The sequence below is a fragment of the Mycobacterium sp. IDUB_39 genome, assembly GCF_055419205.1.
Genome location: NZ_JBVAXF010000005.1, coordinates 342,580 through 355,157, shown reverse-complemented (window position 1 = coordinate 355,157; position 12,578 = coordinate 342,580). Strand labels below are relative to the sequence as shown.

The following is a 12,578-nucleotide window of genomic DNA, read 5'->3' as shown; positions in this document are numbered from 1 at the left end:
GAAAACGCGCCGAAATCGCTAGACGGTGACCGGCAGTGAGGCCAGCCCGCGCAGCGTCAGGTTGGGCTTGTAGACCGCCTCACCGGCGATGCGCGCGTTCGGGAAGCGGGTCGTCACTGCCGACAGCGCCGCCGAGGCCTCCAGCCGGGCCAGTGGGGCACCGAGACAGAAGTGCCGCCCCTTGCCGAAGCCCAGGTGTCGAATGGTCGCTCGGCCGGGGTCGAACTCATCTGGCCGCTCGGCCACCGCGGGATCGCGGTGAGAGGCGGCGATCAGCAGCAGCATGCTGTCGCCCTTCGGAATGGAAAAGTCCCCGATCGTCATATCCTCGCTGGCGATTCGCATGACGAGCTGCACCGGAGGGTCATACCGCATCGTCTCCTCGACCACCGCCCCCGCCCGGCTCGGGTCGTCCGCGAGTGCACACCACAGCGACGGTTCCTGCAGCATCGCCAGCATGGCATTCGCGATCAGGTTGACCGTGGTCTCATGTCCCGCGATCAGCAGCAGGTTGCATGTCGCGACGATCTCCTCCTCGGTGAGCTGGTCACCGCCCTCTTCAGCGGCGATCAGACCCGAGATCAGGTCCTCGCGGAGCGCACCGCGCCGCACATCGATGAGGCCACGCAGGTACTCCCGCAGCCACCGGCCCGCCTCCTGGCGCTTCTCGACACGCTCGGGATCCTCACTGTTCAGGGTGCTGAACGGGTCGAGCCCCTGGGCCAACAGCGCCGAGGCGCGGCTGAACTCGGGCTCGTCCTCGATCGGCACGCCGAGCAGTCGGCAGATCACCGCGACCGGGAGCGGGTACGCCAGATCGGCGATCACGTCGAAGGAGCCCCGGCGCTCGATGGAGTCCAGCAGTCCGTCGACCAACACGGTGATATCGGGTTCCAGCGCGTTGACAACCCTCGGCACGAACGCCTTGCTGACGAGGCCTCGCAGCCGGGTGTGGTCCGGCGGGTCGAGGAACAGGAACCCCGGTGGCCCCAGCGGCCGCATCTCGGCACCCTGGGCGATCTGCTCCTGTACGACAGACGATTTCATGCTGTCACTGGCCGAGGCCGGGTGGCGTAGCACCTCGTCGCAGTCGGAGAAGGACGAGAACACGGTGAGCCGGCTGTCCGGCATGTGCAGCGGGCCATGCTCACGGATCTGCTCGTACAACGGGTAGGGGTTGGCTCGGGCCGACGGATCGAGCAGCTGCATCACCAGCGTCTGCGCCTCGGCGGTCGTCGTCATGCTCTTATTGTGCACGCGTGCAAGAGTGCTGTGTCGGCCCGCTAGCTCGAGTAGTAGCGCCCCAGAACGTGCTCGCGGAGTTCATCGAAGTCACCGGCCGTGATCGAGTCCCGGATCGAGTCGACCAGGCGGATCACGAAGCGCTCGTTGTGAATCGTGCACAGCGTCGACGCGAGCATCTCCTTGGCCTTGAACAGGTGCCGAATGTAGGCCCGGGTGTAGTTCGCGCAGGTGTAGCAGTCGCACTCGGGGTCCAGCGGGGTGAAGTCGCGCTTGTAGCGGGCGCCGGTGATGTTGTACCGGCCCGTCGCGGAGTAGATCGACGCATTGCGGGCGACCCGCGACGGCGACACGCAGTCGAATGTGTCCGCGCCTGCCGCGACGGCGTTGAACAGGTCGTCCGGTTCGCTGATGCCGAGCAGGTGACGCGGTTTGTCGTCGGGCAGCTCGTCGGTGACCCAGCCGACGATGGTCGCGAGGTTCTGCTTCTCCAACGCGCCGCCGATGCCGTATCCGTCGAAGCTCAGCCCCTCCGCGGGCCCGGACGTCTCCCCGATCGACACCAGGCCGCGGGTCGCCTTGCGGCGCAGGTCCTCGTACTGCGCGCCCTGCACGACGGCGAAGAGCGCCTGCGCGGGCTTGTCGGCACGTTCCACGCTGAGCCGACGGTGTTCGGCCAGACAGCGCACCGCCCAGTCATGGGTGCGCTGCACCGACTGCTCCTGGTAGGCGCGGGTGTTGACCAGCGTGGTGAGTTCGTCGAACGCGAAGATGATGTCGGCACCCAGTTGATGCTGAATCCCGATGGACACCTCGGGGGTGAACCGGTGGGTCGAACCGTCCAGGTGCGATCGGAACGTCACGCCATCGTCGTCGACGTGCGCCAGACGCTCCTTGCCCTCGGCGATGACGTCGTCGGCCTGCACGCGCGAGGCGTCCATCGCCAGCACCTTCTTGAAGCCAACGCCCAGCGACATCACCTGGAAGCCGCCACTGTCGGTGAACGTGGGTCCCGGCCAGTTCATGAACGCGCCGAGGCCGCCCGCCTCATCGACGACGTCAGACCCCGGTTGCAGGTAGAGATGGTACGCGTTGGCCAGAACCGCTTGTGCCCCAACACCCTTCATCGCCTCGGGCAGGACGGCCTTGACCGTGGCCTGGGTGCCCACCGCGATGAACGCCGGGGTGTGGACGTCACCGTGCGGGGTGTGGATGACACCGACCCGACCGGCCCGATCGGGCAACTGCGCCCCGACCTCGAAGTACGGTTTCAACGGCGCGCTCACCGCTGTAGATTCTCACACCATGCGTACAGCCCCCGCGATCGCGGTACTCACAATGGTGTTCGTGGCCGGCTCTATGACCGCGTGCTCGTCGCCACCGCCAGCCGAGAACGAGCCCGGCGCCCTCCCCGTCGGGACCGCCACTGTGACCGTCAACGACACCGACGCGGGCACCACCGACGCCGTGTCCTGCACCACCGCCGGATCAGTGGTCACCATCACGACCGGTGACGATAAGTCGGGATCGATCAGCGTGGTGTCGAACAAGGACGGCTTGACCGCCCAGTCTGTGAACCTCAACAACCTCGCCGGCTTCACAGGAAGCTACAACGCCGGACTCGGAGGCGAGGCCACCGTCACGATGACCGGTCGGACGTACAACATCTCGGGGAAGGCCGACGGTTTTCTCACCGCCGACCCCAGCTTCCGGTCCGCCGGCTCCTTCACGATCACGGCCACGTGCTGACTCGTTGAACAGCGAGCCACAAGTTGGCACCGGCTGCCGGATTTTTCACGCATTCCCATGACCGCAGATCAGCAGCGGGCCATAGTACGAGAGATGGCTTGTTGATCTTGACAGGTCACACTTACCGAAGGAGATCGTTGTGAAGACTGGATTTCTCGTCGTTGTGGGTGGTGCGGCCGTTCTGATCGCTGGCCTGTCCGGCTGTTCGTCGGGCGACAAGTCGGCGGAGAGTACCACCACAACCGAGGCCACCTCGGCCACGGCCACGACGTCCGCGGCCGAATCCCCAACTGCCACAGCCGCACCCGGCGGCACGAAGGTCACCATCGACGGCCAGGACCAGCAGGTCAACGGAACCGTTGTGTGCAGCGCCATGGGCGGCAACATGAACATCGCGATCGGTGAGGCAGCCACCGGCATCGCCGCCGTGATCAGCGAGGGCGACTCGCCCACCGTCACCTCGGTCGGCCTGGGCAACGTCAACGGCGTCACGCTGGCCGTCGGCGCCGGCGCGGGTGATGCCACCGCCACGAAGGACGGCAACACCTACACGATCTCCGGCAACGCGACCGGCATCGACATGGCCAACCCGATGGCCCCGGTCACCAAGCCCTTCGCGATTGAGGTCACCTGCCCCTGACCCGGGCAACAACAGGCATGTAACGAGGCGGCGGCGTCCCATCGGGGCGCCGCCGTCATCGTGTCCGCACCACCTGTGCGCGCTTGACCAACTGACCGCGTGAATCCCGCCAAACCACACCACAACCGCCTGTGACCAGGCGTAGTGTCCGATTCGCGCAGGGTCGCGCAGCATCGGGAGTGGGGGCGTTTTGTGGCGCGGAATCACAACGGCAGAAACCGCAGGGCGCGTGACACCGCACTGGTCTTCGTCACAGCGGTCGGTATGTCCGGCGCACTGGTCCTGGGGCACGCGACCAACACCACCGTCATGGACGCCATGGTGGCGCTCACCAACACCGTCATCGGTGCGGGCGGACGCGGCGATACCCTGGGTGAGCGTGTGCAGCAGAAGCTCAGTGCAACGGTGCAGCCCACGGGTTACGACTACGAGGGCGTGCACTACCCGGCGAACTATGACCTCGCGGGCAGCCGCAACGCCGGTGTGCCTGCCATGCACCTCGCGCTGACAGCGCATTCGGGCGAGGCGCATCTAATCGTCGCCGGTTACTCGGAGGGAAGCCTGGTCGCCGAACGTGTTCGGCGCGATCTGCAGGCCCGACCGGTCGGTCCCAACGGTGCGCCGTCGGCGGATCAACTGACGTTCGTGATGATTGCGTCACCGTTCGCACCCAACGGCGGCTTCTATAGCCGCTTCCCCGGACTCTTCATCCCCTTCATCATCGACCCAATGGGCCCCAGCCAGCCGACCCGATACGACACGACCTATCACGCGATCGAGTACGACGTCTTCGGGGACTTTCCGGCGTACTTCAACCCGCTCGCGATTCTCAACTCGGCGCTCTCGCTCCGCTACGGACATCCAGATCGGTACTACGACGCCATCGATCCCGAGACCACGCCGCACCTGGAGAAGGAGGTCGTGAACAGCGCCGGCGGAACCGACACCTACATCCTTTACCGCAACCCACACCTGCCGCTGCTGGGACCGATACGGGAACTGTCTTCGATGCTGCAGTTGTCGCTGTTGACTGAACCGTTCCTCGGCGCCATCGAACCGCTGCTGCGAGTCCTGATCGACATGGGCTACACCGATCGCACGTACGCGAACGCCAATGTCAACACACCGTTCTCGCTCTTCACTCCCCCCGACAGGATCATCAAGGCGCTGCTCGCAGTGCCGGGCGCCCTGCACGAGGGGCTGATGAACTTCCAGGAGGGGATGACCAACCTGCTCTCCGGCGGGCAGACCGCACTGGCCGCGAAGTCCCTTGCCGCCGACTCGAAGTCGATCGCCGTGGCCCCCTCGCCGTCGGCGTCTCCGTCGGCGATTCCCGAACTGCACGACAGCGACTTCACCGCGCTGCAGGTCACCGAGGGCACCGATCTCGAGGTCTCCGACCCCAAACCCGTTGTGGTTCATGGGGAAACTCCGGAGGAAGCCCCCGAAGTCACGGAGGCCCCCGAGGCGGATCCAGCTGACGCAGAGGCGACGGAGGCAGAGCCGACAAAGCTCTCGAGCACCGAGGGCCTGAAACCGAAGCTGACGTCGAACGGCAACAAGGTCACCCCGATCAGTGCCACCAAGGCGCCGGCCACCAGCACCGGATCGATCACCGAGCCGAAGACCGAGCCGAAGTCCGAGCCGAAGACCGAGCCGAAGACCGAGCCGAAGACCGAGCCCGAGACCAAGGTCTCTGAACCCGACACCAAGCCCGACACCAAGACGTCCGCACCGGATTCCGACAACGACCGCAAGGACGCCGCGGCCTAGCCGCCCGGGCCACGCACTAGCGTCGGGTTGGTGATCGAACCGGTACTACGCCGCGCGACCGCCGCCGATGTGAGCGCGATCGCCACACTCGTCGACGAGGCATTCACGCTGTACGTCAACCGGATCGGCAAGCCGCCGGCCCCGATGCTCGCCGACTACGCGGCCCTGGTGGGCACGGCCCGCGTCTGGGTGATCGACGACCGTTCCTCGGTTGTCGCCTTGATCGTTGTGGTGCCCCACGCCGATCACGTCGTCATCGAAACCGTCGCCGTCGCGCCGCAGACCCAGGGCGCCGGTCACGGTCGACGCCTTCTGGAGCGCGCCGAACTCGATGCCGCCGAACTCGGGGTCACGCAGGTCCGATTGAGTACGAACGAAGCGATGACTGAGAACCTCGACTACTACCCGCGGCGCGGCTACGTGGAGGCGGGTCGCGGCGACGAGGACGGATATCGGCGGGTCTTCTTTCGCAAGACGATCACCTAGCGCCTGACCGTTGCATCCCCACTAGCCGATCGGCTAGCGTCGCAAGTAGCCGATCGGCAAGGCCGGCCATGCGGAGAAGAGGTGCGATGCAGATACTCGCCGAGGCCGAGGACCTTCCGAAGACTGCCAACGTCAAGACCCAGCTGGTCGCGTTGTGGGCTGCGCCGGTGTTCCTGCTGATCTACGTGGTCGCGTTCTTCGCCTTCCGCGGTTTCACACCGCCACTGTCCCCGGAACTCAGCGCCGAACAGGTGGCGGCGTTCTACGCCGAGAACACCGCCGCCATCAGATTCAGCATGGTGACCTACGACCTCTGCGGCGTGATGCTGATCCCGTTCTTCATGGTGATCGTGGTGCAAATGAAGCGGATGGCCACCCAGAGCCATGTCTTCGCCTACTGCTTCCTGACGGCCGCCGTCAGTGGCGCAACGATATTCGCGCTTGCCAACGTCTTCTTCCTCGTCGCCGCCTTCCGGCCCGAACGCAACCCCGAACTGATCATGCTTCTCAACGACATGGCGTGGATCGTGTTCATCGCGCCGGTGGGCATGATCGTCGGCCAGAATCTGCTGCTCGGCCTCGCGGTCTACTTCGACACGGGAACGAGCGACACCGCGCACGAGCCCGTGTTCCCGCGCTGGGTCGGGCACTTCTCCATTGCCACCGCTGTCGCGATCGCGCCCGCCGCCCTGGCCGGTGCGTTCCGTACGGGTCCGCTGGCCTGGGACGGTCTCATCTCATTCTGGCTGCGCAACGGTGCGTACGCCGCGTTCGTGGTCGTCATGTTCTTCGTGCTGCGCGCCGCACTGCACCGTCAAGCGGTCAAGGAGGGCATCACCGCATGACCGAGGTCGCGACGCCCGCTCCCGTTGACGGCACTCAGGGCACCGAAACCCGGGGCCCGGCAAGGCCACCCGCAGCGGGTAAGCGGGATGTCTGGCTCGTCTTCTGGATCGTGCCCGCGTTCTACGCCGCGTTCGGGGTGATCTTCTTCGCGCTCGCGCGGGTGATGCCACCACCTCGGCCGGACATCACGCAGTCCCAGATGGTCGACTTCTTCAGCCAGCACGCCACCACCATCCAGATCGGCTTCTGCGCACTGATCCTCATCGTCGGCGGCGCGGGCATCGCCAACGGCATCGTGGTCTTCCATATGAAGCGCATGACGAGCGGGTCGGTGATGGCCTATGCCTACATGGGCGGCATGGCGGTCGGCGCGCTACCGGGCTGCCTGCTGGTCGCGTGCCTCTTCCTGGTCGCCACATTCCGCCCCGACCGGGACCCCGAGCAGCTTGCGCTGCTCTACGACCTGGGCCTGCTGTCCTACGTCGGCTCGCTTGGCTGCTTCACCGCGGCCTACTTCGCCATGGCTGTCGCGATTCTCTACGACCGCAACGAGATCTTCCCGAAATGGCTTGCCTACGTGAGCGTCTGGCAGATCGTCACCGAAGTCATGGCAGTCGCGGTGTTCGTGTCGAAGGCCGGGGCGTTCGCATGGAACGGCTCGATCTCCTTCTGGATGGGCACGGTGATCTTCGGTGTGTGGCTATCGGCCGTCATCATGTTCCTGAAGCAGGCCACCCAGAACCAGCCCGTCGATGAGGCGCCGCTGCCATGACGAACGCCGAGCAGACCGCACCAACCCAAGACCTGTTGAACACGGCGAAGCCCGAAGGCGCTGTGGCGCACCCTCAACCGCACATGCCTGGCGACCACCACATGTGGATCATGGTGCTCGGCGACATGGTCATCTTCGGCGCGTACTTCATCATCTTCATGATCCACCGCGCGATGAACCCGCAGCTGTTCATCACCTCACAGCAACACCTCAACATCACCGTGGGCGTGGTCAACACCGTCGTGTTGCTGACCAGCTCCTGGTTCATCGCGCGCAGCGTGCTGGCCGTGCGCGCAGGAGATCACCGACGAGCCATCCGCCTCACCTATTGCGGCGGGGCGTTCGGGGCGCTGTTCATTGCCATCAAGGCCTATGAGTGGGCGACCGAGCTCATGGCCGGCTACACCATGTCGACCAACGAGTTCTTCACGTTCTACTACATGCTCACCGGCGTCCACCTGTTCCACGTCACCCTCGGCCTGATCATCCTCGGGGTCGTGGTCCGCGAGTTGCGCAATCCGCGCAAGCGCCGGCTGTCCATGGTCGAGTCCGGCGCCATCTACTGGCACCTGATCGACCTGCTGTGGATCGCCATCTTCGCCCTGCTCTACGTGTTGAGGTGACACCCATGACCACCGCACCGACCACCACCGCGAGCACCGAGCACGCCAGCCGCGCCATCACCTACGCCTGGGTGGTGCTGTCCGCGATAACCGTCGCGTCATGGTGGCTGGCACCCGATCACTCCGCCGGCGTCGCGACGGCCAGCACGTGGATCTCCATCACCGTGATCGCACTGGGATTCATCAAGAGCCGCATGATCATCCGCTACTTCATGGAGGTCCGCACCGCGCCCCAGTGGTTGAGGCTGGCCACCGACGGCTGGCTGGCCACGTTGTGGCTCGGCGTTCTCGTCATCTACCTGTACTGACTATCGTGAATGCCGTGCCAGAAGCGCCCACCACCCCGGAGCACCGTTTGGGCAGCATTGCCAGGACGGCCGCTCAGCACCGCGTCCTCGACGCCGCGATGGACCTGATCGGCGATCACGGCGTCGGCGGCACGTCGCTTCAGATGATCGCCGACGCCATCGGGGTGAGCAAGGCCGCGGTGTATCACCAGTTCAACACCAAGAACGAGATCGTCATCGCGATGACCGACCGCGAACTGGCCACGCTCGAGGATCCACTGGCGGCCGCGGAGGCCGATCCGGATCCGCTCAACGGCCGAAAGGTGTTGCTGAACAAGGTCATCGCGGTGGCAGTCACGCGACGCAAGTGGATCGGCACACTGGTCAACGACCCGGTGATCGTGCGACTGCTCGGCGCACACGAGCCGTTCGCGCACTTCCTCAGCCGCCTCTATGGCGTCCTGCTCGATGAACACGACGACATCGAGGCCCGGGTCACCGCGGCGGTGATGTCAGCGGCCATCGCCGGATCGGTGATCAACCCGCTGGTGAACGATATCGACGACGAGACTCTGCGCGTCACGCTCAGCCACATCACCGAACGGGTGCTCGAGCGGCGCGACTGACACCCGACGCACGTCCGGAGTGAAATGGTGGACTCATGGACCAGAAAACGTACGACAGGGGACGCGAGATCCGCACGGCAGTGCTCGGAGAGGCCTACGTCGCCAAGGCCACCGCCAATGCCGATGAGTTCTCAAAACCGCTGCAAGATCTGCTGACCGAGTACTGCTGGGGCGCGGTGTGGGGCCGCGACGGCCTGGAACTCAAGACCCGGAGCATGCTCAATCTGGCGATGATCGCCGTCCTCAACCGTCCGCACGAACTGCGGACCCACATCCGGGGTGCACTCAACAACGGTGTCACCCGGGAGGAGATCCGCGAGGTCTTCCTGCAGGTGGGCGTCTATGCCGGCGCGCCCGCCGCGGTGGACAGCTTTCGCCTGGCCCGCGAGGTGTTCGCCGAGATCGACGGCGAGTAGCCGATGGACATCGGGTTCATCGGCCTGGGCAACATGGGCTTTCCCATGATGCGGCGCCTCGTTGACGCCGGGCATGACGTCGTGGTGTTCGACGCCCGTCCCGACGTGGTGGCCGGTGCCGTCGCGGTGGGCGCTGCGCAGGGCGCCTCCGTGCGTGATGTCGCCGACCGCGCCGAGACGGTGCTCGCCAGCCTGCCGTCGCTACAAGCCTCGCTCGATGTCGCGACGGGCGCCGACGGCGTCGTCGCGGGCGGCCGCGTTCGCCGCTTCGTGGACCTCTCAACGGTGGGGCGTGATGTGGCACAACGCATTCACGGCACTCTGGCCGACGCTGGCATCGCCGCGCTGGACAGCCCCGTCAGCGGCGGTGTGGCAGGTGCGCAGAACGGCACGCTCGCGGTCATGGTGTCAGGGGCCCGCACCGAGTTCGACATCGTCAAACCCGCGCTAGAGGCCATCGGCCGCCCGATCCTGGTCAGCGAGAAACCCGGTGCCGCACAGACCATGAAGCTGGTGAACAACCTCCTCGCAGCGACGGCGCTGGCCGCGACGGCAGAGGCGATGGTCATGGGCGTCAAGGCCGGGCTCGACGCGCAGGTGATGATCGACGTCCTCAACGCGGGTTCCGGCGGCACCCACGCCAGCCGCGACAAGTTCCCTCGCGCCGTGCTGCCCCGCACCTTCGACTACGGCTTCGCGACGGGGTTGATGGTCAAGGACGTCCGGCTCTACCTGGAGGAGGCCCACTCGCTTGGCCTGCGCACCCAGGTCGCGGATGCGGTTGCGGCACTGTGGGAGTCGACGATGGACACCCAGGGCCCCGGGTCGGACTTCACCTCGATCGTCAAACCCCTCGAGGAGGCAGCGGGCGTCGTCGTCGACGGTCGGACACCCTAGCCGGATGCGACGTCACGGCGACCAGTACGACAACATCTCCGCGAGCGTGTCGAACGCCGGAGCGGACACCCCGTAAGTGGCCTCAAAGTGAATGCTCAGCGGGAAGCCGAGGTCGGCGACGCCGTCGACCACCCGCTTGTAGAGGTCGATCATCGCGCGGCGCTTGTCGGCGGGCTCCATGGCCGCCAGCGACCTGACGAAGTCCTGCTCGGCGGCGACGGCGGCGTTGCCCGGATCCTGGATCAGCCAATTGATCAGGCCGACCCTGGACTCCATCTTCGGCACGAACCCGAACGACAGCAGGATCTCGGGCCGGTGATCGGTGTCCCTGGCGAAGTCGCGCAGGAAACCCACGATCGCGTCGGAGTACAACAGTTGCGTCATGCCGTACGTGGCGCCCTGCCGGCACTTGAAGTCGAATCGGCCCTGTTCGCCGTCGCGGGTGGGGATGAGGATGGCACCGCGGTTGGGCACCACACCCTCGAACATCGACAGCGCGTCGGTCGGTGCGACGCCCGCACCCTCACCATCGGCCATGGTGCGTGGCACGCCGACGAACGCGATACCGTCGAAACCGGCCTCGCGCAACACGGTCAGCCGGTCACGCAGCGCATCCTCCCCCAGGAACGACGTGACCTGCGTGCACAACCCCTTGACGCCCGGCATCTCCGGCTTGATCAGCGACCAGTAGTCCAGGACGTCAAGCTTGGGCTTCATGTCGATGGGCCGGTCGTCGTCCTCCTCGATCATCCCGGGGATCATCACGTGACCGATCCGACCCGAGATACCCGATGAGGCCGACAGCGCCAGAACCTTGCGCGCCTCCTCGACCGGGTACGCGGCGCCACGCTCGACGTTGCTGGGGACGAGTTCGAGCGCGATGGTGTTCAATGCCACGTCGAAACTCCTCATATACGTCACTCGTCCGCAGCGGTGGACGTTACCCGACGACACTGCGCCGGGACCCCACGGGGCGCTCAGTCCCAGACGACCTGGAGATGCTGTGGAGAACGAAAGTAGGTTCCCGAGACGAACGGTGCCGCTGCGTCGGGGTCCAGCCGAAGCCCCGGCAGCCGGTCGAGCAGCGTGTTGAAGATCATCATGGATTCCAGGCGCGCCAGGTGCATGCCCAGGCAGACATGGGCGCCGTGCCCGAACCCGATGTGTGGCTTACGATCCCGGAAGATGTCGAACTCTTGTGCGCGATCCCACCTGGCCTCGTCGTGGTTCGCGCTGCCGAGGTTGACCGAGACTGTCGACCCCTCCGGGATACGGAGTCCGAAGAACTCCACGTCGCGCGTCGCCTCCCGCATGAAGTTGAGAAGCGGTGTCTCCCAGCGGATGCCCTCCTCGATCGCCTGTGGGAGCAGTCCGCGATCGGCTGCGACGGCTGCCAGTTGTTGGGGATGGGTCAGCAGCCCGAGCGCCAGGCTCGCGGTGGAACGTGACGTCGTCTCGGCACCGGCCGGCAGCAGATTGCGCATGAAGCCGTAGATCTGCTCGTCGGACATCGTGACACCGTCGATATCGGCTCCGGCGAGGACGGTGACCATGTCATCGCGCGGTTCGCGCCTGCGGTCGGCGAGGATGCCGACGAAGTACTCGCGCAGTTTCTCTGACGCCCTGAGCGCGCTGTCCATGTCGGAGTGGAATCCAAGCAGGTCGATCGCCAGGCGGTGAAACTCGGGAATGTCGCCCTCGGGTAGTCCGATGAGTGCCGCGATAACCCTGACCGGTATCGGCATGAAGACCTCTTCGACGAGGTCGGCCCGCTTCCTGTCCCGAATCCTGCCCACGGTGCGCTCGACGAGGGGGCGCACCAGTTCGGCCTCCCACCGACGCATCGACGACCGCGCGAAGGCGAACTCGTGCAGCTTGCGGTAGACCGCGTGCTCGGGTTCCTGCATCTCCAGGATGGTCGGCCCCTGCAGCGGCCGCACGATCGCCTCATAGCAGCGCGTGCTGAACGTCTCGTTGTCGGTGAAGACGGCCTTGACGGCGTCGAAGGTGTACGCCGAGAAGATCTGCTGGCCCTCGGCCGGGTTATCGAGGATCCCCATCTCGGGCCACCCGGGATGAACCGCCGCGGCCGCCCTGAGGTCGGCGAACATCGGGTAGGGCGATGCGTCGCCGTCGGCTCCCATTCCCGCGTCGAACCTCGCCTGCGCGTCCTTGACGCCTTGCGATAGTTCGTCGGTCGCGATCGGCTCCGTCATGAAGG

At 65.8% G+C, this 12,578-nt stretch carries 15 protein-coding genes; 11 read left to right on the top strand and 4 right to left on the bottom strand.

The window, feature by feature from the left end; genetic code table 11:
* Positions 1–18: 18 nt before the first annotated feature.
* Both ACZY0X_RS20405 and tgt read right to left on the bottom strand, forming a co-directional pair.
* Positions 19–1,242: a cytochrome P450 gene (locus tag ACZY0X_RS20405; RefSeq protein ID WP_463772959.1), complete on the bottom strand. Its 1,224-nt coding sequence runs from the start codon at positions 1,240–1,242 to the stop codon at positions 19–21.
* A gap of 41 nt (positions 1,243–1,283) precedes the next feature.
* A complete protein-coding gene (tgt, locus tag ACZY0X_RS20400) occupies positions 1,284–2,528 on the bottom strand; it encodes a tRNA guanosine(34) transglycosylase Tgt (protein ID WP_463772958.1) in 1,245 nt (414 codons plus the stop codon).
* 19 nt (positions 2,529–2,547) lie between these two features.
* On the opposite strand from tgt, the gene ACZY0X_RS20395 reads away from it, so the two are divergent.
* The 11 genes from ACZY0X_RS20395 (at position 2,548) to ACZY0X_RS20345 (ending at position 10,357) form a co-directional block, all read left to right on the top strand.
* Entirely contained in the window at positions 2,548–2,991 is a 444-nt protein-coding gene (locus ACZY0X_RS20395) for a lipoprotein LpqH (protein WP_463772956.1), read from the top strand.
* A gap of 139 nt (positions 2,992–3,130) precedes the next feature.
* Complete coding sequence (locus ACZY0X_RS20390) at positions 3,131–3,631, top strand: lipoprotein LpqH (protein ID WP_463772955.1); 501 nt, start codon at positions 3,131–3,133, stop codon at positions 3,629–3,631.
* Positions 3,632–3,823: 192 nt separating this feature from the next.
* Entirely contained in the window at positions 3,824–5,404 is a 1,581-nt protein-coding gene (locus ACZY0X_RS20385) for a PE-PPE domain-containing protein (protein WP_463772953.1), read from the top strand.
* A gap of 30 nt (positions 5,405–5,434) precedes the next feature.
* The gene (locus ACZY0X_RS20380) at positions 5,435–5,890 is read left to right on the top strand and encodes a GNAT family N-acetyltransferase (RefSeq protein ID WP_463772952.1); all 456 of its coding nucleotides are present in this window, start codon (positions 5,435–5,437) and stop codon (positions 5,888–5,890) included.
* Positions 5,891–5,976: 86 nt separating this feature from the next.
* Positions 5,977–6,735 carry a hypothetical protein gene (locus ACZY0X_RS20375; RefSeq protein ID WP_463772951.1) on the top strand — a complete coding sequence of 253 codons (759 nt, stop codon included), beginning with the start codon at positions 5,977–5,979 and terminating at the stop codon, positions 6,733–6,735.
* Complete coding sequence (locus ACZY0X_RS20370) at positions 6,732–7,508, top strand: hypothetical protein (protein ID WP_463772949.1); 777 nt, start codon at positions 6,732–6,734, stop codon at positions 7,506–7,508. Before ACZY0X_RS20375 ends, ACZY0X_RS20370 begins: the two co-directional genes overlap by 4 nt.
* Before the next feature lie 83 nt (positions 7,509–7,591).
* Positions 7,592–8,131 (top strand): cytochrome c oxidase subunit 3, encoded by a 540-nt coding sequence (locus tag ACZY0X_RS20365; protein WP_463773379.1) that lies wholly within the window; start codon positions 7,592–7,594, stop codon positions 8,129–8,131.
* 5 nt (positions 8,132–8,136) lie between these two features.
* Positions 8,137–8,439 (top strand): cytochrome C oxidase subunit IV family protein, encoded by a 303-nt coding sequence (locus ACZY0X_RS20360; protein ID WP_463772948.1) that lies wholly within the window; start codon positions 8,137–8,139, stop codon positions 8,437–8,439.
* Between the two features lie 14 nt (positions 8,440–8,453).
* Positions 8,454–9,044, top strand: coding sequence for a TetR/AcrR family transcriptional regulator (locus tag ACZY0X_RS20355; RefSeq protein ID WP_463772947.1), 591 nt, complete (start codon positions 8,454–8,456; stop codon positions 9,042–9,044).
* A gap of 35 nt (positions 9,045–9,079) precedes the next feature.
* Positions 9,080–9,460: a carboxymuconolactone decarboxylase family protein gene (locus ACZY0X_RS20350; protein WP_463772945.1), complete on the top strand. Its 381-nt coding sequence runs from the start codon at positions 9,080–9,082 to the stop codon at positions 9,458–9,460.
* 3 nt (positions 9,461–9,463) lie between these two features.
* Positions 9,464–10,357 carry an NAD(P)-dependent oxidoreductase gene (locus ACZY0X_RS20345; RefSeq protein WP_463772944.1) on the top strand — a complete coding sequence of 298 codons (894 nt, stop codon included), beginning with the start codon at positions 9,464–9,466 and terminating at the stop codon, positions 10,355–10,357.
* A gap of 12 nt (positions 10,358–10,369) precedes the next feature.
* On the opposite strand, the gene ACZY0X_RS20340 is transcribed toward ACZY0X_RS20345, so the two are convergent.
* Both ACZY0X_RS20340 and ACZY0X_RS20335 read right to left on the bottom strand, forming a co-directional pair.
* On the bottom strand, positions 10,370–11,254 hold the full coding sequence (locus ACZY0X_RS20340) for a mycobacterial-type methylenetetrahydrofolate reductase (protein ID WP_463772942.1): 885 nt from the start codon (positions 11,252–11,254) through the stop codon (positions 10,370–10,372).
* Positions 11,255–11,334: 80 nt separating this feature from the next.
* On the bottom strand, positions 11,335–12,573 hold the full coding sequence (locus ACZY0X_RS20335; protein WP_463772940.1) for a cytochrome P450: 1,239 nt from the start codon (positions 12,571–12,573) through the stop codon (positions 11,335–11,337).
* Positions 12,574–12,578: the final 5 nt, after the last annotated feature.

Coding starts and splice junctions, on each gene's coding strand:
- ACZY0X_RS20345 (WP_463772944.1), top strand. CDS start 9,464: ATGGACATCGGGTTCATCGGCCTGGGCAACATGGGCTTTCCCATGATG.
- ACZY0X_RS20370 (WP_463772949.1), top strand. CDS start 6,732: ATGACCGAGGTCGCGACGCCCGCTCCCGTTGACGGCACTCAGGGCACC.
- ACZY0X_RS20395 (WP_463772956.1), top strand. CDS start 2,548: ATGCGTACAGCCCCCGCGATCGCGGTACTCACAATGGTGTTCGTGGCC.
- ACZY0X_RS20350 (WP_463772945.1), top strand. CDS start 9,080: ATGGACCAGAAAACGTACGACAGGGGACGCGAGATCCGCACGGCAGTG.
- ACZY0X_RS20405 (WP_463772959.1), bottom strand. CDS start 1,242: ATGACGACGACCGCCGAGGCGCAGACGCTGGTGATGCAGCTGCTCGAT.
- ACZY0X_RS20360 (WP_463772948.1), top strand. CDS start 8,137: ATGACCACCGCACCGACCACCACCGCGAGCACCGAGCACGCCAGCCGC.
- ACZY0X_RS20335 (WP_463772940.1), bottom strand. CDS start 12,573: ATGACGGAGCCGATCGCGACCGACGAACTATCGCAAGGCGTCAAGGAC.
- ACZY0X_RS20375 (WP_463772951.1), top strand. CDS start 5,977: ATGCAGATACTCGCCGAGGCCGAGGACCTTCCGAAGACTGCCAACGTC.
- ACZY0X_RS20365 (WP_463773379.1), top strand. CDS start 7,592: ATGCCTGGCGACCACCACATGTGGATCATGGTGCTCGGCGACATGGTC.